The organism is Pseudomonas sp. GW-45, from assembly GCF_056896675.1.
This window is the reverse complement of the sequence record NZ_CM167674.1, coordinates 1,611,119-1,632,458: the sequence shown is the minus strand read 5'-3', so window position 1 is coordinate 1,632,458 and position 21,340 is coordinate 1,611,119. Positions and strand designations below refer to the sequence as shown.

24 protein-coding genes are annotated in these 21,340 nt (G+C 59.8%); 4 read left to right on the top strand and 20 right to left on the bottom strand.

From position 1 onward, the window contains the following. Positions 1-2 precede the first annotated feature (2 nt). Positions 3-161 (top strand): YqaE/Pmp3 family membrane protein, encoded by a 159-nt coding sequence (locus AC1XYH_RS07415; RefSeq protein WP_483325971.1) that lies wholly within the window; start codon positions 3-5, stop codon positions 159-161. Between the two features lie 118 nt (positions 162-279). Here AC1XYH_RS07415 and AC1XYH_RS07410 read toward each other — a convergent pair whose 3' ends face one another. Continuing rightward, a complete protein-coding gene (locus AC1XYH_RS07410) occupies positions 280-630 on the bottom strand; it encodes a YkvA family protein (RefSeq protein ID WP_483325970.1) in 351 nt (116 codons plus the stop codon). A gap of 136 nt (positions 631-766) precedes the next feature. On the opposite strand from AC1XYH_RS07410, the gene AC1XYH_RS07405 reads away from it, so the two are divergent. After that, positions 767-1,057, top strand: a complete 291-nt coding sequence (locus AC1XYH_RS07405; protein ID WP_483325969.1) for a hypothetical protein — start codon at positions 767-769, stop codon at positions 1,055-1,057. On the opposite strand, the gene AC1XYH_RS07400 is transcribed toward AC1XYH_RS07405, so the two are convergent. The 19 genes from AC1XYH_RS07400 to AC1XYH_RS07310 all read right to left on the bottom strand — a co-directional run bounded on the left by AC1XYH_RS07400 (position 1,058) and on the right by AC1XYH_RS07310 (position 18,781). After that, the gene (locus AC1XYH_RS07400) at positions 1,058-1,513 is read right to left on the bottom strand and encodes a GGDEF domain-containing protein (protein WP_483325968.1); all 456 of its coding nucleotides are present in this window, start codon (positions 1,511-1,513) and stop codon (positions 1,058-1,060) included. 75 nt (positions 1,514-1,588) lie between these two features. Continuing rightward, on the bottom strand, positions 1,589-4,576 hold the full coding sequence (locus tag AC1XYH_RS07395) for a Tn3 family transposase (RefSeq protein ID WP_034396199.1): 2,988 nt from the start codon (positions 4,574-4,576) through the stop codon (positions 1,589-1,591). Positions 4,577-4,632: 56 nt separating this feature from the next. Continuing rightward, positions 4,633-5,967: a site-specific integrase gene (locus AC1XYH_RS07390; RefSeq protein ID WP_003118403.1), complete on the bottom strand. Its 1,335-nt coding sequence runs from the start codon at positions 5,965-5,967 to the stop codon at positions 4,633-4,635. 79 nt (positions 5,968-6,046) lie between these two features. Continuing rightward, positions 6,047-6,793, bottom strand: a complete 747-nt coding sequence (locus tag AC1XYH_RS07385) for an EamA family transporter (RefSeq protein ID WP_483325967.1) — start codon at positions 6,791-6,793, stop codon at positions 6,047-6,049. A 96-nt stretch (positions 6,794-6,889) separates the two neighbouring features. Then, a complete protein-coding gene (gene phnP / locus AC1XYH_RS07380; RefSeq protein WP_003118405.1) occupies positions 6,890-7,657 on the bottom strand; it encodes a phosphonate metabolism protein PhnP in 768 nt (255 codons plus the stop codon). Beyond that, on the bottom strand, positions 7,648-8,217 hold the full coding sequence (gene phnN, locus AC1XYH_RS07375) for a phosphonate metabolism protein/1,5-bisphosphokinase (PRPP-forming) PhnN (RefSeq protein ID WP_003118406.1): 570 nt from the start codon (positions 8,215-8,217) through the stop codon (positions 7,648-7,650). Before phnN ends, phnP begins: the two co-directional genes overlap by 10 nt. A gap of 13 nt (positions 8,218-8,230) precedes the next feature. Next, positions 8,231-9,385, bottom strand: coding sequence for an alpha-D-ribose 1-methylphosphonate 5-triphosphate diphosphatase (locus AC1XYH_RS07370; protein WP_003118407.1), 1,155 nt, complete (start codon positions 9,383-9,385; stop codon positions 8,231-8,233). Next, positions 9,382-10,107, bottom strand: coding sequence for a phosphonate C-P lyase system protein PhnL (gene phnL, locus AC1XYH_RS07365; protein WP_003118408.1), 726 nt, complete (start codon positions 10,105-10,107; stop codon positions 9,382-9,384). Before phnL ends, AC1XYH_RS07370 begins: the two co-directional genes overlap by 4 nt. A 13-nt stretch (positions 10,108-10,120) precedes the next feature. Further along, complete coding sequence (locus AC1XYH_RS07360; RefSeq protein ID WP_034396209.1) at positions 10,121-10,951, bottom strand: ATP-binding cassette domain-containing protein; 831 nt, start codon at positions 10,949-10,951, stop codon at positions 10,121-10,123. Next, entirely contained in the window at positions 10,948-11,853 is a 906-nt protein-coding gene (locus tag AC1XYH_RS07355) for an alpha-D-ribose 1-methylphosphonate 5-phosphate C-P-lyase PhnJ (protein WP_003118411.1), read from the bottom strand. The genes AC1XYH_RS07360 and AC1XYH_RS07355 overlap by 4 nt, the downstream gene beginning before the upstream one ends. Next, entirely contained in the window at positions 11,850-12,971 is a 1,122-nt protein-coding gene (locus AC1XYH_RS07350) for a carbon-phosphorus lyase complex subunit (protein WP_003118412.1), read from the bottom strand. Before AC1XYH_RS07350 ends, AC1XYH_RS07355 begins: the two co-directional genes overlap by 4 nt. Continuing rightward, positions 12,971-13,558: a phosphonate C-P lyase system protein PhnH gene (phnH, locus tag AC1XYH_RS07345; RefSeq protein ID WP_079263529.1), complete on the bottom strand. Its 588-nt coding sequence runs from the start codon at positions 13,556-13,558 to the stop codon at positions 12,971-12,973. Before phnH ends, AC1XYH_RS07350 begins: the two co-directional genes overlap by 1 nt. Next, positions 13,548-14,027, bottom strand: a complete 480-nt coding sequence (gene phnG / locus AC1XYH_RS07340) for a phosphonate C-P lyase system protein PhnG (RefSeq protein ID WP_003118414.1) — start codon at positions 14,025-14,027, stop codon at positions 13,548-13,550. Before phnG ends, phnH begins: the two co-directional genes overlap by 11 nt. Positions 14,028-14,053: 26 nt before the next feature. Beyond that, positions 14,054-14,167 (bottom strand): LysR family transcriptional regulator, encoded by a 114-nt coding sequence (locus AC1XYH_RS07335; RefSeq protein ID WP_483325966.1) that lies wholly within the window; start codon positions 14,165-14,167, stop codon positions 14,054-14,056. Positions 14,168-14,171: 4 nt separating this feature from the next. Beyond that, positions 14,172-15,173 carry a phosphonate dehydrogenase gene (locus AC1XYH_RS07330; protein ID WP_026485313.1) on the bottom strand — a complete coding sequence of 334 codons (1,002 nt, stop codon included), beginning with the start codon at positions 15,171-15,173 and terminating at the stop codon, positions 14,172-14,174. Then, positions 15,170-15,994, bottom strand: coding sequence for a phosphonate ABC transporter ATP-binding protein (gene phnC / locus AC1XYH_RS07325; RefSeq protein ID WP_233752591.1), 825 nt, complete (start codon positions 15,992-15,994; stop codon positions 15,170-15,172). The genes AC1XYH_RS07330 and phnC overlap by 4 nt, the downstream gene beginning before the upstream one ends. 33 nt (positions 15,995-16,027) lie before the next feature. Next, on the bottom strand, positions 16,028-16,876 hold the full coding sequence (gene phnE, locus AC1XYH_RS07320; RefSeq protein WP_013743895.1) for a phosphonate ABC transporter, permease protein PhnE: 849 nt from the start codon (positions 16,874-16,876) through the stop codon (positions 16,028-16,030). A gap of 123 nt (positions 16,877-16,999) precedes the next feature. Next, complete coding sequence (locus AC1XYH_RS07315) at positions 17,000-17,896, bottom strand: phosphate/phosphite/phosphonate ABC transporter substrate-binding protein (RefSeq protein WP_483325965.1); 897 nt, start codon at positions 17,894-17,896, stop codon at positions 17,000-17,002. Between the two features lie 24 nt (positions 17,897-17,920). Beyond that, a complete protein-coding gene (locus AC1XYH_RS07310; RefSeq protein WP_003118418.1) occupies positions 17,921-18,781 on the bottom strand; it encodes a phytanoyl-CoA dioxygenase family protein in 861 nt (286 codons plus the stop codon). A gap of 317 nt (positions 18,782-19,098) precedes the next feature. Here AC1XYH_RS07310 and AC1XYH_RS07305 point away from each other — a divergent pair, with 317 nt between their 5' ends. Both AC1XYH_RS07305 and AC1XYH_RS07300 read left to right on the top strand, forming a co-directional pair. Beyond that, complete coding sequence (locus AC1XYH_RS07305; protein WP_121739573.1) at positions 19,099-19,326, top strand: SRPBCC domain-containing protein; 228 nt, start codon at positions 19,099-19,101, stop codon at positions 19,324-19,326. A 399-nt stretch (positions 19,327-19,725) separates the two neighbouring features. Next, a complete protein-coding gene (locus AC1XYH_RS07300; RefSeq protein ID WP_023121726.1) occupies positions 19,726-21,231 on the top strand; it encodes a class I SAM-dependent methyltransferase in 1,506 nt (501 codons plus the stop codon). Positions 21,232-21,340 lie beyond the last annotated feature (109 nt).

Here is a 21,340-nt window from a genome sequence, read left to right as displayed (position 1 = left end):
CCATGGATCTTATTCGCATTCTAATTGCCATACTGCTGCCACCTTTGGGCGTATTTCTCCAGGTCGGTTTTGGCGGCGCTTTCTGGTTGAATGTGCTGCTGACTATTTGTGGTTATATTCCGGGCATCATTCATGCCGTGTGGATCATCGCCAAGCGCTAAAGCAAAACCAATCTAAATTAAAAGACCGAGCTCGGTATTCACTCCGAGCTCGGTCTTTTTTTGCCCTCTCTTCCTGCATATAAGATGAGCCACGCGCCTCCATTTGCTGCCTTACCTCTTAGCTCACAGGCTCCGGCATCTTAGGCTGACCAAACCAACGCTCTGCGGTAGCCGCAGCTGTCGTTTTAACTTCGTCATCGATGTACATGGAAACCATAGCCAATGCGCCGGCGAATACGCCTAAATCATCGGTAAAACCCACAAAAGGCGTAAAATCAGGTAACGCATCAAGCGGGGCAATGAAATACGCCAATACGCTGACGATAACCGCTTTGGCCCAACCGGGTGTTTCTGGACGGCGAGCCGCGTAATACAGGCATAGGGCTTTTTCTACTACTTCACGCCCGGCGGTCTTAGCGTACTGCGCCAATTTCTGCCAAAAAGCTTTTTCACTGTATTGATGTGCCATGCTGCTCACCTCGCTGGCTGCCCGGTACGGCAGCAATTTCAGTGTGTGGGTAAAATCAGTATCTGTGACTAGAATGAGATATTAATCGCCATTTTACAATGACGATACATTCAACCACCCGATGGAGAACGTCCCCATGCTGAAGAAATTGCTGTTCATCGCTCTTTGCTTTAATGCCTCTGCAAGCCTCGCCGACCTAAAACCCGATATCATGGGTTGCGACGCACAAAAAGCCACGCGCAATGCGGCTATGGAGGCGACGGTAGGCGTGAGTGGCGGTTGCGATGCGAGCAAAGCCGCAGGCAACGCCAAGGATAATGCGGTAGACAACGTGACAGACCACGTCGATGACGCCCGAGACAGTCTGCCACAAAACCCAATGCACGATGACGAACGGCCTGCTGGCAAGGCCCTGGACCGCGATTGATCAATCTACTGGTGTTTCCAGTCCTTTGATCACAGTGCAGTTCCGGCCGGCGTCTTTAGCCTGGTAGAGGCAGACGTCGGCATCCCTCAGCCATGCCTCGCGGCTACCCTGATCTTCCAGCACGCAGCCACCAATTGATACCGTAACCGGCCAACCGGGAGAGCGGAGCTGATTGGCAACACTGCGCTGAATATGGGTCGCCGCTCCTGCCAGCGCTTGTCGATCGACCTTGGGGACCAGTAATACAAACTCTTCACCACCCAGACGAAATATGCGGTCCGAGGCGCGGCAGGCACTTTTTATTACGCGGACAAAATCGACCAAAACCTGATCGCCCACACTGTGCCCAAACTGATCATTCACTGATTTAAAGTGGTCGAGATCCAGGACCAGAAGGCCAAAGCTCATACCATAGCGCTGACTATCCGAGATGGCGATATCCAACTCGTCATCCATGGTTCTGCGATTGCCAATGCCGAGGGTCGGCAGGGATTCATGTAAAAAACCGCAGAAACGAACCTAACCTTATGATTATATTGGAATAATGGTGACTTCGAAATCCAGCGGACCGATCTTCCGGCGGAAGTCGAGTGTGTAGTCTCCAAATCGGTTGATATGGGCCGTGCGGAACGGCGCAAGGCCGCCCAATATCTCCGGCGTGATCTCGGTGCCTTCGTCGCGAAGCTCTCGCAGTACACGTGTCATGCCCACCACGTTGTGCAGGATGATCATGTTGGCCACGAGGTGGTTGTACTTGATGACCTTGCGCTGCTCGTGCCGGATGTTTTCGGCAATGATCCCCTCTCCCCCGAAAAACGACCAGCCGGCAAAGCCGTTGAATTGTTCGCTCTTGTTGGTTTCGGCGTGGATCACCTTGCGCAGTCCGACGTCCCCGATGTAGCTCAGCAGAAACATGGTCCGGATCACTTTGCCGAGTTCGACGAAGGCGAAGTACAGCTTGTTCTTGCGGCTGTAAGTGCCAAGTCGGCGCAGGATGGCCGATGGCGTGATCTTTCCCGTCTTGATAGACACAGCCACCCGCAGCATCGCCGGCAGATGCAGTTCAATCAACTGCCAGTCGATCACGTCGCTGAACAGCGTATTGATGTTCTGGTACACGGTGCCCGCCTGCGGGCGATGGAATTTCAGGTCCTGGATGCCTCGGATGCGCGGCATGAGCTGGATGCCAAGCAAGTGAGCCAGCGCAAAAACCGGGTAGCTCTGTGCCTGCGTGTCACCGTGGATCGTGTCGGGCCGAATGTCGGACTCGTTGCTCATCAGCCCATCCAGGATGTGGATCCCCTCATAGGTGCCACAAGAAATGAAGTGACTGAACAGTGCGATGAACTTGTCGGAGACATGGTAGTAGCCGATGCCGCCGTAGCCGCCATAGCGGATGTGGTGCTCGGACAGTAGGTTCTGCTCGTACAGGTTCCACTTGGTGCCATCGGCCGATGCGTGTTTGCCGGTGCCCCAGTAACCGGGCAGTTCGAACTTGTTGTAGGCGTTAATCACCTTGACGATGGCCTTGTCCAGAAGGTCTTCGCTGACGTATTTCAGGTTCAGCCAGGAAATCTGACGCCGACTCAGACCTTTGATCGATTTGGCGGTCTGAACGGGTCCCAGGTTGCAGCCATAGCAGAACAAGGTCGTGATCACGCGCATGCGCAAGTCCTCAAGGCGACTGTCGGTCCCCGCCAGCGGACGAAACAGCTTGTGAAGGTCCAGCCACCGCTCGGTGTCGATCATCACGTCCACAATGCTGGCCGCCTCCATCCGCTCGGTGATCATGCCGTCGATGCGCGCGGCGGCCTCGACAATGTCTGAGCGAGGCGGTTTTCTGAGGATCAGGCGTCCATCGACGATTTCAGCATGGGCGTTTTCTGGAAATCCGGCATCGATTTCCATGGCTCGCAGCGCCATGGACGATTTCAGCTTCGACACGAAGGCGCCGGGCTCCGTCTCGATGCCCGTGACCTGCCCATAGTCGCCCAGCTCGCGTTCAAAGGTTTCGTCATCGACCAACTGCTCGCGGTAGTCGTCGTAGCGCTCCCCGAACTTGATGAAGAGGTCTCCGGACTTCAGATCGTCCTTGACGGCGTGCATGACGGCCAGCTCAAAATACCGGCGGCGGACGGACTCCGCGCGGCCCTTGCCTGCCGGTTTGACCAGCACAAGCTTTCTCCACTGGGCCGACATCCAGCGCAAATCCGTGTCTTCACTCAGGCCCAGCATGTCCAGCGGTACGGTGTCGGCACGGTTGTCGCGCAGTTTGGAGAGGGCTTCCATCAGCCGCTCCACCACCAGGTCCTCGCTGCTGGCCTTGGGCGACGCGATGTCGATGCAGTTGAGCAGCTGCGCTCGCACCATCTTGTACGGCTGCAGCAGGAACGGCAGGTGGTTGCGCCCGGCATAGGCCAGATGCTGTTCGCATTCGTTCAGCAGCTCGTCCACTTCGGCCACCAGGGTCGTGCTGATGGCTTCGACGCGTTGGGTGTCGGTCCCAACCAACTGGTAGGCACCCAGGATGTCCTTGAGCTGCCCGACCAGCATGTCGGTCTTGTGGACGCGCTCCTGCTGGAAGGACAACAGTTTCTGCCGGGCATTGTTCTCCAGGTTCTGCATGAGACGGATGAACAGGTCGGCAGCGTCGTCCAGCGATTGGGCATGCTGCGCCCGAATGAAGATCACCACCAGCGCATAGCGCTTTTGTGGCTTGAGTTCAGCCATCTCAGTGGCATTGAGCGCGCGCGCCAGCAGCCGGAACTGCTTGAGCTTGGGCACGGGCACGTCGGGCTTGGGAAGTTGCTCCACCAGGTGCTGCAGACGCCGGATGTGCTGGATGTAGGTCCGTGTTTCTTTGTTGGTGGGCCGCTTGGGCTCGCGCTTGAGCATTTGCCAGGGTGACGCCGACTCGCCCGTGGCCGTCTTGAGCAAGCCATCGATCAATGTCTTCGTCTGTGACGTCAGTTGCCCAGCGATGGCGGAGAAATGCTGGTTGTTGCTCTTTTCCCGGGCACGAAACGCCATCCGATCCAGCGTCGAGAAGGCGGGCAATTCGCAGCGATGGTGGACCAACTCCTCCAGCATCACGTTGATGATGTCGGCCACGGCGTGTTTCGTCTCGGCCGCGGTGTCCGCCACAACGCCCAGCCAGGCGTACCCCGCCGGGTTGAGTGGTTTGACGTTCAGATAGCGACGCAATGCTGTGAAGACCACCATGCGCGAGCCCGAGGCCTCAAAGCGCTTGAGGTCCGCCAGCGCTGGCGCCCGCGGAACACCCGCGTGCTGTGCAACGTGTTCCCTGATCACCTGCGGCACATCGGACAGTGTCAGAAAATACCCCAGGCGCTGGAAAACCTTCAGGTGAATGAGGGCGGCCACGCGAGGTAAAGGCCGTTTGCCGACTCCCGCCACCAGCGCCCGTTCCGCCTCGGTGGGTGTGAAGAGTTCTGCCAGCTCCCTCTCAGTGGGGTCGGGCTTCAGATGGGGATAGGCCGTCTCATGAAGCGTAGTCATTCGTGAGGCCTCCCCCGCTGGTGCGTCGTGCCATCCGCCGTCATCATCCCAGCCCTTCAGTCCCAATACGAGTCGGTGGCCGGCTCGTGAAACGCAGCCTCCAGCAGGCACTGGTTGTCCTCGGCGATGCGGTACATGTCATCGAGCAAAGCGGCAATCGCCTCTTCCAGTGAATCCCTGGATTCGTAGGGCACTGTCAGTTCGTACTGTGTGCCCTCGGTATTCAAGCGCTGCATGGCGTAGCGCTCGAAGCAGGTCTGCTCGATCAGCCGCCGGCCTCTCGTCAGCCCGCGCGATTGTGGGCTGAACCGGGCCAGCAACACTGTGACGCGCAGGATTGCCGATGGTGTTGCGAGCTCAGGCAGACGGGGCCTCTGGGCCTGTTCCTTGGTTTGCTCGGCCGGCGCGTGCATCGAAGGCGGTGGTGACCGATCCGCTCGATCTGCTGGGGCCAGTGTTGCGAGACCCGCCTCAAACCGGGCCTGAAGTGCGCTGCCGGAGGCATCCAGATAACGCATGGCCGATTTGACATCCTTCCAGCCCACGTACTCCATGAGTTCCTTGATGTCCCAACCGCTGGCGCGAGCCCAACCGGCAAATCCGCGACGCAGGGAGTGGCTGCTGTATGCCTCGGAAGCGGCGACCCCGGCCTCAGCCAAAAGGCTGCGCAACAATGGGATCAGGCTGTTGGCATGCAGCCCTTCTTGACCGATTCGCCCCCAGCGGTCGATCTTGCGAAACACCGGGCCTTGGGTCAGGCCGACCAGACTGACCCATGCCGTGAAAGCCGTCACAGGACACAGGCGGGACAGCGCCGGACATTTGTATACGCGGCCCAGCATCTGCCGATCGCCCTTGCTGCGGCTCAGGTAGCACGACAGCCCTTCGCCAGGCGAGACTTCCACGTTCTCCACCCGCAGGTTGACCAACTCGTCCGATCGAAATCCCCGCCAGAAACCCAGCAGCAGCAAACTGCGGTTGCGGGTGTGGCGAAGCAGCGCCAATCGGTCATCGCTGCGTTCTGCGTTGCCGATGGCCACCCCCAGCCATTGATCGATCTGCTGGACGACATCGATTTCAAGGGGGCGTGCCCGCTTTTCTGCAACCGAGTGAATGGAGCGAATGCCTTTGAGAACCTGGCGCACCAAGGGTGCCTTGGTCGGGTCTGCAAAACCATGGTCGATGTGCCAGCGCGAGAGCGCGGCGAGCCGCTGACGGAGGGTGCTGATCGCCAGCGTGGCCGCGTGGTCAGCCAGGTAACGGGAGGTTGCATCAGCGGTCGTTGGCAGCAAGCCTTTCCACTCCACCTCGAAATGGCGAATGGCTGCGGCATAGCTTCGACGCGTGTTGTCACGCTCGGCGGCCTCGACGTATCGGGAAATTTGGGACATATCGGAAGTCGCTTTTACTTCACCGGCAGGTCGCGAGCCGGGTTGGAATGCTGGTGTGCGATGGTTGGTATTGTGTCGCTCACCTCATGGCAAGCACCCCCAAACCACTCGTGATGATCACGACCCCCATGATTCTCTTTTGCCATCCGACTTTGTCATTGAACAAAAAAATGGAGAGAACTGCAGCGAGCACGATACCGGCGTTGGTGTACGACACGACCTCCGCCGCAGGCAACTGGCGCATGGCGTGGATAACCAAGGCGTAGGCGAGACCGATACAGGTTCCGCCAAGAGCCAGCGACGCGAGATCAATGCGCTGTGCCGGCACCCAACTGCGGGTGTGCCGATGCATGCGCAAGGTCATGCTGATCCAGGATGCCAGGTAGCCGACGGACAGAAAACCCACGAGCCCCATGAAGCTTGGGATGTGTTCGGTGGCCGCCTTGTCACTCAGGGAATAAACGCTTGTCGCCAACATGGCCAGCATGGCCCATCGGAATGCTCGTCGATCCGACCCCTGTTGAGCACTCGATGCCATGACGAGCAAGCCCAGCACGCTGATGCCAATGCCCAGCCAGGCAATGGGCGGGAGATTTTGACCGAAGAACAGCGTGCCCCAGATCGCAATGAAAAGAGGTGAACTGCGCACCAGAGGATAGACCAGTGCGACCGGTGCGTGCTCGTAGGCCCTGGCCAGACCGGAGAAATAAACCACATTCGCAGTGGCCGATACGATCAGTAGCAGCGTCATCTCCAGTGACCAAACGACGGTTGTCGCCAGCTCCCAGAACCCCCAGGGCGCAAACAGCACCAGATGGGCGAGCAACACCCACCACAGCGGGTTCGATTCCCTGGGCAAATGCCGTGCCAAGGTTCCAGGTGACGTGCATGGCCACCGACAGGGCCAGTGCCAGCGGCGCGTTCATTGCGTTTGGGACGGTATGTCGGCCGTGCTGCCGTCCCGGGCCAGCCGGATATGACTTGCGACGCTCGGCGTCTCTTCCATCATCCAGTCGTCCAGCGCATGACCGGCATGGGTGAGCCAGGTGATGCGGGCACCAGATTCGATGGCACACCGATGTGCTTCGTCCCAATCGTTGTGGTTTTTCGGGGTCGGGTGCGGCGGATAGGAACAGTCGATGGCCATGTCAAAGTCGCCCCAGGCGCGCAGGAACTTGGCCGACTTCGGCGGCAAACCCAGGGTGTCTGTGAGGTAGGCGAAGCGTTGGCCCTGGGTGCCCTCGATGGCATAGCCCAGCGTGGGTTTGGAGTGAAGCAGCGGCAGGGGCGTCAGGCGCAGCGCCCCGACGGTGAAGGCCTCGAACTTGTGCACCGTCTCGAAGGCCAGTACACCAGGGTGCTTGAACAAATCGGCGCAGCCTTCGCTGTCTGGTGGGCCATAGACTGTGATGGGCGTCCCCTTACCCCAGCGCAGATGAAAGAGTCCCTGCACGTGGTCGGGGTGGTAGTGCGTGAGAACAATCGCGTCCAGGCTACCCGGCGCAAACCGTTCGTGAAGGTCCATCAGCCCGGCATCCAGTAGCACCCGGGTACCTCCGGATTCAATCAGGGCGCTGCAAGGGCGGCGGACGAAGTGTGGCTCGGTCCTTGCGCGTTCACAGGCCCGGCAGGTGCAACCGTAGAGCGGAACCCCGCCCGCAGCGCCCGTGCCCAGAAAACTCACACGCATACTGGCGCTCCTTGGGTGTGTTCTGCGATCAACCGGATCAGCGCTTCGCCGGCCACCTCGACGGGTCCGTTGTTCTGGATGAGCACACCGGGCACGGGCTGCAGGCGCAACGTTTCATGGCGGTGCAGGCGCTGCTCAATGGATTCGGCATCCTCGCGGCCACGGGCCAGCAGCCGATCACGCAGCACGGTGGTGGCCACGTCAATCGTCACCGGCAGCAGCTCCGGGTAACGTTGGCGGGCCTCGTCCAGGTATTCCCGCGAGCCGTTGATCACCACCGTGATGCCTTTGCCCAGCCACTGGTTGATCTCGATGCCGATTCCGTAATGCAGGCCGTGGCTGGACCAGTGCATGGCAAAGAGCTTGCCGTTCTGGCGAGCGGTGAATTCCTCCGTGGTCAAGGCCACATGGTTTTCGCCGCCTGCCGTTGCGGGTCGGGTGATGTAGCGATGGGCAAAACACACCCTGGGATCACCCGCCAGCTTCTGGCGGGCATGGCCCATGAGCGTGTCCTTGCCGCTGCCCGAGGCGCCGACCACGTAGATGAGGCGAGTTCGCATGTGCCAGTCCCTCTCAGGCGTGGTCAAAATGCGCGACCAGCGAAGCTTTACCGCCCGACCAGACCCGCTCGGCCTGTGGCAGTCCGCCCATGGTTTTGACCGCAATCAGGTCTGCGCGCTTGCCCACGGCGATCTCGCCCCGGTCGTGCAAACCTGCAGCACGAGCTGGGTTGCACGTGACGAGGGCCACAGCCTCGGCCAGGGGGATGCCGGCCAGATCGGGCAAGCGCATGACCGACGGCAACAGCGCCGCTGGCGAGTAGTCACCGCACAGGCAGTCGGCGACACCGGCCAGCACGGCATCGAGGGCACGCATGTTGCCCGACTGGGACTTGCCGCGCAGGATGTTGGGAGCGCCAAACAAGGTGGCCAGGCCTTGTGCACGGGCGGCCTGTGCCGTCTCCAGGTTCACCGGAAACTCCGACACCACAGCGCCCAGGGCCTTGACGGTCGCCACTTTCTGCGGGCTGTCGTCGTCGTGGCTGGCAATGGACACGCCGCACGCACGGGCCAGTTCCGCAAGCTGCTCCATGCGCCGCATGGCGCCCTGTGCGGCCCCGGCTTTGCGCGCCAGGATGTCGTCGATCTGCGCCTCATCGGTCTTGTAGGTCTTGGCCAGGTAGGCGCGGTACGCCTCGACATCGCGGAACTGACCCTGACCGGGGCTGTGATCCATGAAAGACATGAGGTGCGCATGACCGTCCTGCAGCAGCGCCGACAGCACCGGCGGCGCCGTTTCGTCCGTCACCTCGTAACGCACATGCACCCGGTTGTCGATCAGGGCATGGGCCTGCCAGTCGCCAATCGAACGGGCGATCTCGGCGGCGAAGGCGTTGTTGCGCACGCCCAGCTCGTGGTTGGCAAAGGACAGGGCATGAAACACCGTCGTGATGCCGGCCGCCGCATTGCGCTTGTCGGCCTGGGCACAGGCGAACTCCAGCGGGAAGTGCACGCCGGGCCGCGGCTCCACCTCTTTCTCCATTGCGTCGCAGTGCAGGTCGATCAGACCTGGCATCAGGGTGCGACCGCGCAGGTCGATCTCGGTGGCACCTGCGCTGCTGGCCGGGTCGATGGCTGTGATGGTGTCGCCTTCGATCAGGATGGCCACGTTGTCACGGACTTCGGTGGGGAACACCACGCGGGCATGGGTCAGCAAAATGGGATTCATGAGGCACAGGTCTCCAGCAATGCCGCCGCAGACACCGGGGGCGTGAGGGTTACGACGCGATCGGCCAGGCGTCGGACAAGTTCGGGGTCGTGGAAGATGGCCAGCATGGCCACGCCTTCGGCCTTGATGGACTTCAACAGCTCCACCACGCGGTCGGTGGTGGACGGGTCTAGGCTGGCCGTGGGTTCGTCAAGCAACAGCAGCCGAGGCCGGGCGATCAGCCCGCGTGCCAGGTTGACGCGCTGTTTCTCGCCGCCCGAGAAGGTGGCGGGTGGTACCGCCCACAAGCGTTCCGGCACGTTGAGCAGGGCCAGCAGTTCGCGCGCGCGCTCGGCAGCAGCTTCGCGCGGGCTGCCCCGCTGCACCAGCGGCTCGGCCACTACCTCGACCGCCGACTTGCGCGGTAGACAGTGCAGAAATTGGGTGACGAAACCCAGGTCCTGCTTGCGCAGCTCCAGCATGCGGTGTTCGCTGGCCTGGGCCAGATCGGTGATGGCACCGTTGGCGTCCCGGTAAAGGATGCGCCCACTGCTGGGCAGGTAGGTGCGGTAAATGGCCTTGAGCACCGACGATTTGCCGGCGCCGGTCGGGCCGATCAGCGCGGTCAGCTCGCCGGCAAACACCTCCAGTTGAACCTGTGCACACGACGGGATCAGTTTGTTCTGGTCGTGCAGCTGGAACTGTTTGGAGAGACCTTCGATTTTGAGGATGGCTTCTTGCATGATTCAGGTTTCCTCAGAGAGCCGACGCGACCAGGCGCTGGGTGTAGGCGTGCTGGGGGTCTTCGAGGATCTGGTCGGTCAGCCCGGACTCGATGACGCGGCCGTATTTCATGACGATCGTGCGTCCGGTCAGCAGGCGGATGACACCCAGATCGTGGGTGACCACGATCATGGCGGTGCCCAGCTCCTGCTGGATTTCCAGAATCAGGTCCAGGATGCGCGCCTGCACCGAAAGGTCCAGGCCGGTGGTGACCTCGTCGAGGTAGAGCAGCGGCGGCTGGGTGGCCAGTGCCTTGGCGATCTGCACGCGCTGCTGCATGCCGCCCGAGAACTTCTTGGGCGACTCGTCCATGCGTTCTGCCAACACCTCAGTGCGCGCCAACAAGCTGCGCGCCCGTTCGCGGATTTCGCCGTAGTGGGCCAGGTCGCTCATCAGCAGGCGCTCGGCAATGTTTCCGCCGGCCGAGACGTTGAAATTGAGTCCCAGATGCGGGTTCTGGTACACCATGCCAAAGCGGTGGTTGCGCAGCCAGCGCTGCTGCGCGGCGTTGAGCGCGAACATGTCCCACTGGCGCTCGCCGTCAAAAAACAGGGCTTCACCAGCGGTGGGCGCATCGTCGAAGAACAGCGTCTTGACCACGGTGGACTTGCCGCTGCCGGACTCGCCCATGATGCCGAGGATCTCGCCCTCGTGCAGGTCCAGGCTGATGTTGTGGCAGGCCACCACCGAGCCACAGTGTGGGCAGATGTTGGTGTCCATGTCGGGGCCAGTGCTCTCCAGGCAGAGTTCGCAACCCCGGCCGTGGATCTTGGTCAGTCCGCGTACTTCCAGAATTTTTTTCATACCGTGGTCTCCTGAGCTTGTTCAGCCTGGCGGGCCATACGGCTATTGCAAAAATCCGAGTCCGAGCAATGCCAGTGCTTGCCGCCATCGTCGGCAATGAGCTCGTCGAGGAAGCTGTCGGTGGCGCCGCACCGTTCGCAGGCGCGGCGCTGGCCGTGTTCGTTGGTGAAGTCTTCGGTGCGGAATGGCACGTCGTCGAACGCCAGCGGGTCGGCGCGGGTGTACGGCGGCACCGCATAGATTTTTTTCTCGCGCCCCGCACCCAGCAGGATCAGCGCCGGGCTCTGGTGCAACTGCGGCACGTCGTAGCGCGGGATCGGGCTGGGGTCGATCACATAGTGGCCGTTGATGCGCGTGGGGTAGCGGTGCGAGATGGTGATCTCGTCAAACTGCACGATGTCCTCGTACAGCTTGGTCAGCAGCCGCGAATAGTCGCCTTCGCCGTGCATGACCTTGCGTCGAGCCTCGGAGGGTTCCACCACCACCAGTGGGTCCGGATACGGCACTTGCAGGATCAACACCTGCGCTTCGGTCAGCGGCGTTTCCGGAATGCGGTGGCGCGACTGGATCAGAGTGGCATCAAGCGTGTGTTCTGTGGTGTCCACGCCCGGGCAGGTCAGTTCCACAAAGTGACGCAGGTTCACCGCGTTGACGGAGTCGTCCGCGCCCTGGTCGATCACCTTCAGGGTGTCGCCCTCGCCAATCAGCGACAGCGTAACCTGCAGACCGCCGGTGCCAAAGCCGCGCCCCATAGGCATTTCGCGTGAGGCATAGGGCGTCTGGTAACCGGGGATGCTGATCGCCTTGAGGATGGTGCGGCGCACCTCGCGCTTGGCGTATTCGTCCAGGAAGCCGAAGCTGTAGCCCGCCTCGTCCAGGGGCAGTTCGTAGCCCGGGTTCATGATGGCGCTCCTTCTTGGGTCGGTTGTGCGGTTGCCTTGTCCTGCGTGGTGCGCAGCCGGTCCATGTCGGACTGGAAGGTCACGTAGTGCGGCATCTTGTAGTGACTGGCAAAGCCCATCGAATCCACGCCATCGACGTGCAGCAGCACGAATTCCGGGTCTTCCGACGGGTTGCTGGGACCGTCGCGCATACCCTTTTGCAGGGCGCGGTCGAGGATGGCCATGGCGATGGCCTTGACTTCGTTGTGACCGAAACAGGCGCCATAGCCTAGGGTGAAAGTGGGTGGGCCGTCGGTAGCATCACCCTCAAACATGGCCACCACTTCGCATTCGGTCATCAGTACCTCACCGGCTTCGATGGGCTCGCCTGTCACCGGGTGCGGCAGCATCACCGGCACATAGCCCACGCGCAGCTCGGCGATGGTGGGGTGCACGTCGCCATAGCCACGCATGTTGGAATACGCAATCGCCAAGAGCGAGCCGGTTTCGGCGCGTGCCATGGTGGCCAGGGCCGCCGAACGCGGCACTGGGAAAACCAGCGGGTCGCGGGTGATGTCGAACGCCGCATGGGCGCGCCGGGTCAGCGGCGGCAGCAAGCCTTCGTCACGCAAGGCATCGACCACCTTGGGGAAGCTGTCGGGCAGGTCGGTGTCGGCCACGCTGTCCAGAAACCGCCGCGAGACCGCGCGAAAGTCCTCGGGCGACTCGTTGGCCAAATCCAGACGCATCAGGCGCAGCGCGTAGTCGGTGGTCGGGCCCAGCATCTGTCCGCCGGGGATGTCCTTGAAAGCGCTCGAAATCCGGCGGATTAGGCGCATGCGGCTCGTGTCCTGCACCGGCACATCCATCAGGCGTGGCTTGGTGGAGCGGTAGGCGCGCAGAGCGAACGCCGCTTCCAGTGTGTCGCCCTGCATCTGTTTGATGGCCAGAGCGGCCAGGCGTGGGTGGTAGAGGCCCCCTTCCGACACGACGCGCGATGTCAGCAACCGCAACTGCTGTTCGATGGCCGACAGCGTGAGCGGCGTACCCGCTGGCCCTTCGGCGCAGCGCAGGGCTTCGACGGCGGCTTCGGCACCGGCGATGGCCCGGCCACCGCCCTTGATGGCAACGTATCCCATCAGTGGGCTCCTTTGAGGTTGATGTGGGTGGTTCGGGGCAATACCGCGACCTCGTGCCCGCTCACCAGAATCAGGTCCACGCCCAGCGGGAAGTGGGCATTCCATTCGGACCGTTGCTTCCACCAGCCCGGATCGATGCCGCTGACCTGCAGCACCTGCTCGTGTTGAATACCCGGCCCGGTGAGCCGCAGATGGGGACCCTCACCGAAACGGGAGACGCGCATCACCACGGTCGCGCCTTGTTCGGGGTTTTCCAGCGATCCCAGGCGCGGCGTGGCCTCCAGCAAACGGTTGCCATCGGCCAGCACGAACTCGGCCGCCTCCACACTGGCCGAGCGCACGCCCAGTCGGCGCAGATCGTCGCTTGATAGCGCGTGCAGCGGATCGGCCAGCGCACAGGCGCTGTCCACCAGGGTGGTCAACACCAGCAGGAGCGCCGATTCAGCGCCATCGGCCAGTGGCACCACGCGGCCCGGATAGGAAAACGCGGTCATCAACTGGCGAAACGCCGTTTGCTGGCGCGGCGCTTGCCAGATGCGCCACGCGGCTTCTGCCGGTGCCGCCGCCATCCCAGTCTCATTCATCATCGTCCTCCTCGTTCGTTCCCAGCAGGGCAAAGTCCACCCGCGTGGCCGCGAGTAAGGCGCGGCGCTGGCGGCCTTGTTCCGCCACGGCGGTCGCACCCTGGGTGAGCAACCGCAGGGCCGCTTCACAACCTGGCATGCGGGCCGCCAGCACCGCGTCCAGGATGGCCATGGAACGGGCCACACCGGCACGGTCGTCCACCAGAATGGCCGCGCCTTCGATCGACTGCCCTTGGGTGGTCGTGACCCGCACATGCGCTTGTGCCAAGGGAATCTCACCGATGAAATAGGTATCGCCCAGGGCGCTGTCGGTCAGCGGCAGCAGGCCCAGACCGGATTGCGGCAACGCCAGGTCTTCGACCCGGTGCTGGCCCGCCAGATCGGCCGCCAGGGCCTTGACCGCTGCGGCCGGCAAGGCCGACCACAGCCGCAGCCACTGCGCACGATCCGGTGCTTCAGAAGTGTTTGTCATGTTGTTCCTTGTTGTCAGCGGTCGCCTCAGATATGCTGCGTCACCGTCGACTGCGAAATGTCGAGTTGTTTTGCGGCGTCGCGGAAGCCCCCGGCTGCGACTACGGCCAGAAAACTCTCAACGTGATCGAGATTAATCACTCAGTCATCTCCCCGCTCCAACATGGTTGACCGCTCCGCGTGGAATGCGCCCTTGCAACGCTTCGAGGATACTGAGGGCGGCTTCACGCTCGATTTCCATCCGTACCGATTTGACCGCCGAACCCAGGTGAGGCGTAAAGAATGTGGGTAAAGCAGGATCAAGCAATTCGTCAGGAATAGAATGCGGCCTGTCGGGACGCGCCCATTCCTCCATCTCGAAGACGTCTGCGGCGTAACCGCCCAGATGCCCCGTCCGAAGCGCATGCACCACGGCCCGCTCATCTACGATGGAGCCGCGACAGGCATTGACGAGGTACGCACCGGGCTTCATGCGGTCTAATGCCCGAGCATTTATGGTGTGGTGGGTATCTGACGACATCGGCAGCATGGGAATGATGAAATCGCTTGTCGCCAATAGCTGGTCCAGCGATGTTCTGCTCGCATTCCATGCCCTTTCCGACTCTTGCGGCAAAGGCTGCGGATCCGTGTACTGAATTTGCATATCGAAGGCGGCCAGCCGCTTTGCGACCGCCCGCCCGACCGCTCCCGTCCCAATGATGCCGGCGGTTTTACCCGTCAAACCTGTGCCATAAAACCGCGGGGTCCAACCATTGAACTGGCGTGATCGAATGTAATTATCACCTTGCAGCATATTCCGTGTGATGCTCAGCAACAGGCCAATCGTTAGTTCAGCTGTGGGACTCGTAAGCAAATCAGGAACAATCGTAAACCAAATCCCATGGCGGGTACATGCCTCGACATCAAAGTTGTCATATCCTTTAAGCGCGGCGCCGATGACCTTCAGATTGGGGCACGCGGATAGAAAATCCGCATCTATGCTATCCGGCATAAACACCATCATCCCGTCCGCATCATTGGTGCGCAACAGTACCTCTTCCCGCGACATGGTTGAATCGGACTGATTGGAAATTACTTCAGCGGCGGTCTCAAGGAGGGCCAGCGTGTCAGGGTGGATTCGATGCGTTGTTACGATTCTTGGTTTCATGGGACCTCTGAGGAACGAACTACGCGACATGCCGCTGCAACGGGCTCGTCTCTGTCGCTGTGTACGGCACGCTGCTGATAAATGGATCGTATCTTTTGCATCATGCCTTGATCATTCGGTTGGTTAGCCATATTCAAACTGATTCGCCCATCCCGCAATCCCACGACTCGATCAGACACTTCAAGTGCCAGGTCTACCTGGTGCAGGCTGCACAGGACCGCGACATTAAGATCTGTAGCCGCGGCTTTCAGCGTTTGCAGAACCGAGCGCGCCGTCAGCGGATCGAGGCTGGAGACGGGTTCGTCCGCAATAATAATCTTGGGCTTCTGCGCCAAGGCTCGCGCTATCGCAATACGCTGTTGCTGACCGCCTGACAGCAGTTGCGTAGGCGTGTTTGCATAATCGAGCATGCCGACCCGGTCCAGACATTCGAACGCGAGCACTTTGTCAGCCCGGCTGAAGCTTTTCAATGTGACGCGCCAAATGGGCATCTCTGCCAGACGCGCACCCAATACATTCTCGAGTGCTGAGAACCTTTTCACCAGGTGCAGTTGTTGGAACACGAACCCGATCTGGCCACGTACTGCCCGCAGACGCGCCGGAGACAGTTCATGTATGGATTCTCCGAGCGCCACGATAGAACCGGAGTCAATCGGCTCAAGGCCAGTGAGACATCGGAAAAGCGTCGACTTCCCTGCCCCGCTTGTGCCGAGCAAGGCAACCATTGAGCCGTGACGTACTTCGAAGTCAATCGATTCCAGGACAACTTTATTGCCGTATGACTTACCGACATTCTTTAACTGCAACGCTACATCTTTCATTGCGAACCGCCCTTCCAGTAATACGTGAAGCAATCAGTTATTCGCAGGGAGAGTTTCGAATCCCTCGCGTTTTGTGTCCAATATCAAGTACCTGAGCCGGTCACTGATGAAATCGATTGCCGACACCATCAGCAATACAACCGCCAGTACCGTAATCATCTTGTTGAATTCCAACAAGTCCACAGTATCTTTCAGGGTCTGCCCAATTCCACCTGCGCCTACGATGCCCAGTACTGTGGACGTTCTGACACTGAATTCCCAAATGTATAGAACGCTCGCGATCAGGTGCGGCATAACATCCGGGATCAGACCGTAGCGGATAATCTTTGCCCTGCTGGCACCGGTCAAGGCGAGCGCATCCAATGGCCCTTGGTCAACGGGCTCGATGGCTTCAGCAAACATTTTGCCGATTGCCCCTACCATGTGGAAAGTAATGGCCAGTACGCCGGAGAACGGACCGAAGCCCACTGCTGCTACAAATACAAGTGCATAGACAAATGTCTCCGTGCCGCGGCTGGCGTTCAGGATGGCGCGGGATACCCGATAGGTCCACTTGTTCGGACAGGTATTACGCGCAGCCATGAGTGCCAGCGGAAATGCCATGATTGTGGCGAATATCGTGCCAATCGTCGCCATGGCGAGCGTCTCGCCAGCCCCTTTTAGAATGACGTCCAGGTCGCTCAGGTCGGGTGGAAACATCTGCACGACGAATGACCATAGTCTCGGTAAACCGGCGCCTAGCTTCTGGAATTCTATCTGACACACGTACCAGGCCACTGCCAGCAAACTGAGTACTACGACCGACGTTGCAAAATGCCGCTTTCTCCTGGCTACGTCCCTCTTGACATTAGCCAGCATGACTTCTTCGATTCGCTGATTCATTGGTTCATCCTCTGTGGTATCGCGATGCGCGCCCGTATGTTCGTGCAGCGGAGACAAGGAGCTGGCGTGCGTCAGTCCACCTTGTCGTCCGCTGCCCTCATCCAAGAACGGACCCCTCGTGCTTTATAGTTTTCCCAGGATGCGGCCGGCGTCTTCGATTACCTTGTAATCGCTGTGCTTTGCCTTCACGAAGCCGTTATAGCCCGAGCCCATCAGCGACTGTGCTTTCTCTTCGGACAAGGACGTCAGTATTTCCGTGATGCGCGCTTTCAGAGCAGGATCAAAATCCTTCGGCACGGATATCGCGTCGTTCGGCAGCTTGCTGGATTCCCACACGATCTTGGACTTCGAAGGATCGATTTGACCCGCTTCGATCATCCCGTTCCGGCCCCGATCCATATCGGATCCGAGGTCGATCAGTCCGTGCTGAATCTGTGATTCGTTCTGGCCAAACGTGGCACCTTCACGATATTCAAAATAGCTCGCAGGGTCGATGCCGATGCTCTTGAAGTACGCCATCGGGATGAGCCAGCCAGAAGTGTTGCCCTGATCACCGAGTGACAGCTTCAAACCCTTCGCGTCCTCGGGCCATTTTTTGATCGGCAGATCGGCGCGACCGACAATGAGGGCTTTGTAGAACTTCTCCCCGCGGTACTTGGCCATTGCAATCACTTCGGTGCCGGCCTTTTTATTCGCCAAGACATAGCCCCAGGGTCCGAGCCAGCCCACATCGACATGGCCATTTGTCATTGCCACAGATATTGCCGCCCAGCTTTCCGGGGAGACGATTTCATAGGTCGCGCCGAGCTGGTCGGCGAGATACTTGAATATCGGCTCAAACTCTTTGATGGTCTGGCTAGGCGTTGGACTCAACGGCGCAATTGCAAAACGCAGGTGAAGTTTACCATTGACAACCTCAGCTGCCTGCGCGGGTGTGCACACTATGATTGTGGCGATAAAGGCAAGAATGGCGCGCGTTAACGCCTTCTTGAATTTCGAAAACAGAGTAAAAACTTGCATTATGACCTCAGTGAGTTAAAGACTTCAGTAGTACTTTTGAGTCAAAGCTCGTTGACTTTCAAAGATGCGATCACCGTACATCGACAACGGATACGGGACAGTCAAAGGGAGTTCCACCATGCGCGGGAATACGGTGGATCGGCCAGAGACCATGAGGCTTTCATAATCCCCATAGTTGCCACAGCCCAGAAGTGGCCAGGCATCAGCCGCGGCATAGCCGATGAGCAGAAAACGCCGCCTGATCGTTGAGTGGTTTGGGCCTGAACCATGAAGGGTCCGGACGTGATGCAACGTGACAGTTCCTACGGGTCCCGTCAGTAACTCCCCTTCTGTCGGGTCGAGCGCTTCGTCCCAGTTGGAGCGAGAGATCGCGTGGCAAAACTCGCCCGTCTCGACGTTCCGGTGGTCGTACACTTTTCCTTTGTGGGAGCCTGGCAAGCATGCCATCGCGCCATTTTTCTCACTTGTCTCGTCGAGGAAAATTCCGAGAGTAAGAAAATCATCGTTTGTGTGGGGATAGAATGCCCAGTCCTGATGCCACTGGACTGGCGCGCCTGATGGCGGCTTGAAGTTGATTTTGCTATTGTGCAAACGGATGTTTTCGCCCAGGAAATGCCGAAGCAAATCGACGATTTTTTCCGACCTGACCAAAGAATCTATTGCATCGAAATAAAGGTGAGGATTCTCGACGCGACGCAGTAGCTTCGTCGTCTCGCCATTCTTCTTTTCGAACTGGTAAGTCTCATTGTCCGAAGCTACGCCAATAGCTCCCAATTCAATTTGCTTGACGTCTTCAAGAATCTTCGCTACTTCCTCCGCGGAGAAAAAGCTTTCAATCTTCGTATATCCCTTGTCGAGATATTCGCGTTGCTGCTCTGCAAACATGGTGATGCTCCAAGGTCTTCCAACGAATAATCGGGAGGGCAAACTGCGGCTCCTTCCGGCATGCTGATTCGATCATGTAATCAATAAGTAACTTTGATCTACAGATCGATCATGAAAGGATGGTAGATCGTCGGTATGACAGCGGCATGACAGCGGGACGCGGAATGCAACACAGAAGGATGGTCGCAGCGCCTGGCAAGCGCCGCCCGTGTCGCTTTCTGCCTACGTCACAATAGGCCTTTGCACGATAATATCTGCTGTTCACCCCCGCAAATGGCAGTGAACAACCCGCTGCCACCAAACTGGAGAGAGCCGCTATGCAACTCACCGTCGAGACGAACGTACGAGCCCCGATTGAACGGGTGTGGGAGGCGTACACCACACCCGACGAGATAATTCGCTGGAATGCGGCCTCAGATGACTGGCACACCACCAGGGCCATTGTGGAGGAGTGCATGCGGTGCCATCAGTGGCGGTCGCTCAGAGGACGGCGCCGAGTATGTGACAGAGGCCATCCTTTACTTGGAGGATTCCAATCCGCATGACAATCGAGCCGTTCGAGTGACTATTGAAGGACAGAGAGTAGGGTATCTGTCGCGACAGAATGCGCGCCTTTATCGAAAGCAATTAAAACAATTGGGCCATGCGCAGATCGTCTGTAAGTGTGATGCAATGATAGTCGGCGGGTGGCACCGTTCACCTGCGGATGCGGGGCACTTCGGTGTCAAGCTTGATCTGCCAGTTGTATAGTTCCTGCCTGTCCATTCAAGCCTATACGCTTCACGGGTTCGTGGAGGACTGTAAACAACCTCGTTGGTCGGTCGGCATTTGTTTACATAAACTTTTTCTCAGTGCTCTCCCTATTGAGAAAAGCCCCATTGTTGCTGGGGAAATTTAGAAGTTTACAAACTTAGGTATACATAACCCTTCTGAGTGACCGCTCCATGGACGCATCGACGGCTCGCTTCTACGAAGACAACGCCCAGGACATAGCCACCCGGTACGAATCGGTGGGCAGCCCTGTGGCCAAGTACTTCCCGCTGGCATTTGTGCCAGGGGCCCGGTTGCTTGATATCGGGGCAGGATCTGGTCGTGACTTGGCGCACCTCCTCAAGAGCGGCTACGAAGCCTACGGCGTGGAGCCCACGGACGGTCTGCGCGCGGCGGCCAAGGTCGCCCACCCCGAGCTTGAAAACCGGCTTGCTAGCGCAGCGCTGCCCGAGCTGGGCATGCCCTTTGATGGCAAGTTCGATGGGATCCTCTGCAGCGCAGTCCTGATGCACGTTCCAGACCACCAACTGTTCGATGCTGCGCTGGCCATCCGTGCGCTGCTCAACCCGCACGGCCGCCTGCTGCTGTCCCTGCCACTGACCCGTGGAGACAACCTGGTGGAGCAGCGCGATACCAGTGGTCGGCTGTTCCAGGGCTACACCGCCGAAGAGATCCAGCTGCTGTTCGAGCGCTTGGGATTTCAGTGCATCGGCCGCTGGGATTCCGACGACGCCCTGGCCCGGGCTGGCACCAGCTGGTACACCTTGCTGCTGGAACTGCGCACCACCGGCACCCTCCGGGCTATCGACCAGATCGAGGGTGTGCTCAATCGGGATAAGAAGGTGGCCACCTACAAGCTGGCCCTGTTCCGTGCCCTGGCCGACATCGCCATGCACGAGAGCAAGACCGCCGTCTGGCAGGCCAGCGGCCAGGTGGGTGTTCCTCTCCTGTGCATCGCGGAGAAGTGGCTGATGTACTACTGGCCGATCTTTGCATCGCAGCAATTCACCCCCCAATCCCAGTCCGAAGGGGCAGGGGGCATCAAGCCCGTCAAGTTTCGCGCAGCGCTCACCGCCCTCATGCAGCCCTACCGTGACCAGGGGGCGCACGGAGGACTCAGCGCCTGGCACCTAGACTGGCTTGCCGGGCGCCTGAGCGGAGGCATGCAAGATCAGCTCAGATCCGTGCTTCGCTTGATCGCCCAGACCATCCGCTTGGGCCCGGTCGAGTTCTCGGGCGGAGCCCTGGAGTCAGGGACCGTCTTCGAATACGACAGCCCGTCAGGCCTCGTGCTGATGCCCGCGGACATCTGGAAAGAACTGAGCCTGCTCGGGCACTGGATCGCCGATGCGGTCGTGCTGAGATGGGCAGCACTCACGGAACGCTTCGGATACCGGCAGGGAATCACATCCGGCGCCGTGCTGCCGCTGCTGCTTGCGCGCCCCGACCCGGAACGCGCGACCATGCTCGCCCGCCAGGCCTACGAAAGAGCCGGCGTCACCCGGTGCACCTGGTCCGGCCGGCCGCTCAACCAGCGCTTCGCGGTCGACCACGCTATTCCGTTCTCCCTGTGGGCCAACAATGACCTGTGGAACCTTCTGCAGGTCGACCAACAGGTCAACGCCAACAAGTCCGACAAGCTGCCCTCGGGGTCTCCTCGTTTTCAGTGCAATAAGTGACGGTACGCAAAGCTAGCACTGGCGCGGGGGTGGTCTGGGTAGACCGTTGATTTCATTGACTTTCCTGTTCGCTTTGTAAACGGGTATGGTGGCCTCCCACTTTTGAGGT

Excerpts from the sequence above, each read along its gene's own strand:
- AC1XYH_RS07415 (WP_483325971.1), top strand. The coding sequence starts at position 3 with ATGGATCTTATTCGCATTCTAATTGCCATACTGCTGCCACCTTTGGGC.
- AC1XYH_RS07410 (WP_483325970.1), bottom strand. The coding sequence starts at position 630 with ATGGCACATCAATACAGTGAAAAAGCTTTTTGGCAGAAATTGGCGCAG.
- AC1XYH_RS07405 (WP_483325969.1), top strand. The coding sequence starts at position 767 with ATGCTGAAGAAATTGCTGTTCATCGCTCTTTGCTTTAATGCCTCTGCA.
- AC1XYH_RS07400 (WP_483325968.1), bottom strand. The coding sequence starts at position 1,513 with ATGGATGACGAGTTGGATATCGCCATCTCGGATAGTCAGCGCTATGGT.
- AC1XYH_RS07395 (WP_034396199.1), bottom strand. The coding sequence starts at position 4,576 with ATGACTACGCTTCATGAGACGGCCTATCCCCATCTGAAGCCCGACCCC.
- AC1XYH_RS07390 (WP_003118403.1), bottom strand. The coding sequence starts at position 5,967 with ATGTCCCAAATTTCCCGATACGTCGAGGCCGCCGAGCGTGACAACACG.
- phnP (WP_003118405.1), bottom strand. The coding sequence starts at position 7,657 with ATGCGTGTGAGTTTTCTGGGCACGGGCGCTGCGGGCGGGGTTCCGCTC.
- phnN (WP_003118406.1), bottom strand. The coding sequence starts at position 8,217 with ATGCGAACTCGCCTCATCTACGTGGTCGGCGCCTCGGGCAGCGGCAAG.
- AC1XYH_RS07370 (WP_003118407.1), bottom strand. The coding sequence starts at position 9,385 with ATGAATCCCATTTTGCTGACCCATGCCCGCGTGGTGTTCCCCACCGAA.
- phnL (WP_003118408.1), bottom strand. The coding sequence starts at position 10,107 with ATGCAAGAAGCCATCCTCAAAATCGAAGGTCTCTCCAAACAGTTCCAG.
- AC1XYH_RS07360 (WP_034396209.1), bottom strand. The coding sequence starts at position 10,951 with ATGAAAAAAATTCTGGAAGTACGCGGACTGACCAAGATCCACGGCCGG.
- AC1XYH_RS07355 (WP_003118411.1), bottom strand. The coding sequence starts at position 11,853 with ATGAACCCGGGCTACGAACTGCCCCTGGACGAGGCGGGCTACAGCTTC.
- AC1XYH_RS07350 (WP_003118412.1), bottom strand. The coding sequence starts at position 12,971 with ATGGGATACGTTGCCATCAAGGGCGGTGGCCGGGCCATCGCCGGTGCC.
- phnH (WP_079263529.1), bottom strand. The coding sequence starts at position 13,558 with ATGATGAATGAGACTGGGATGGCGGCGGCACCGGCAGAAGCCGCGTGG.
- phnG (WP_003118414.1), bottom strand. The coding sequence starts at position 14,027 with ATGACAAACACTTCTGAAGCACCGGATCGTGCGCAGTGGCTGCGGCTG.
- AC1XYH_RS07330 (WP_026485313.1), bottom strand. The coding sequence starts at position 15,173 with ATGAAACCAAGAATCGTAACAACGCATCGAATCCACCCTGACACGCTG.
- phnC (WP_233752591.1), bottom strand. The coding sequence starts at position 15,994 with ATGAAAGATGTAGCGTTGCAGTTAAAGAATGTCGGTAAGTCATACGGC.
- phnE (WP_013743895.1), bottom strand. The coding sequence starts at position 16,876 with ATGAATCAGCGAATCGAAGAAGTCATGCTGGCTAATGTCAAGAGGGAC.
- AC1XYH_RS07315 (WP_483325965.1), bottom strand. The coding sequence starts at position 17,896 with ATGCAAGTTTTTACTCTGTTTTCGAAATTCAAGAAGGCGTTAACGCGC.
- AC1XYH_RS07310 (WP_003118418.1), bottom strand. The coding sequence starts at position 18,781 with ATGTTTGCAGAGCAGCAACGCGAATATCTCGACAAGGGATATACGAAG.
- AC1XYH_RS07305 (WP_121739573.1), top strand. The coding sequence starts at position 19,099 with ATGCAACTCACCGTCGAGACGAACGTACGAGCCCCGATTGAACGGGTG.
- AC1XYH_RS07300 (WP_023121726.1), top strand. The coding sequence starts at position 19,726 with ATGGACGCATCGACGGCTCGCTTCTACGAAGACAACGCCCAGGACATA.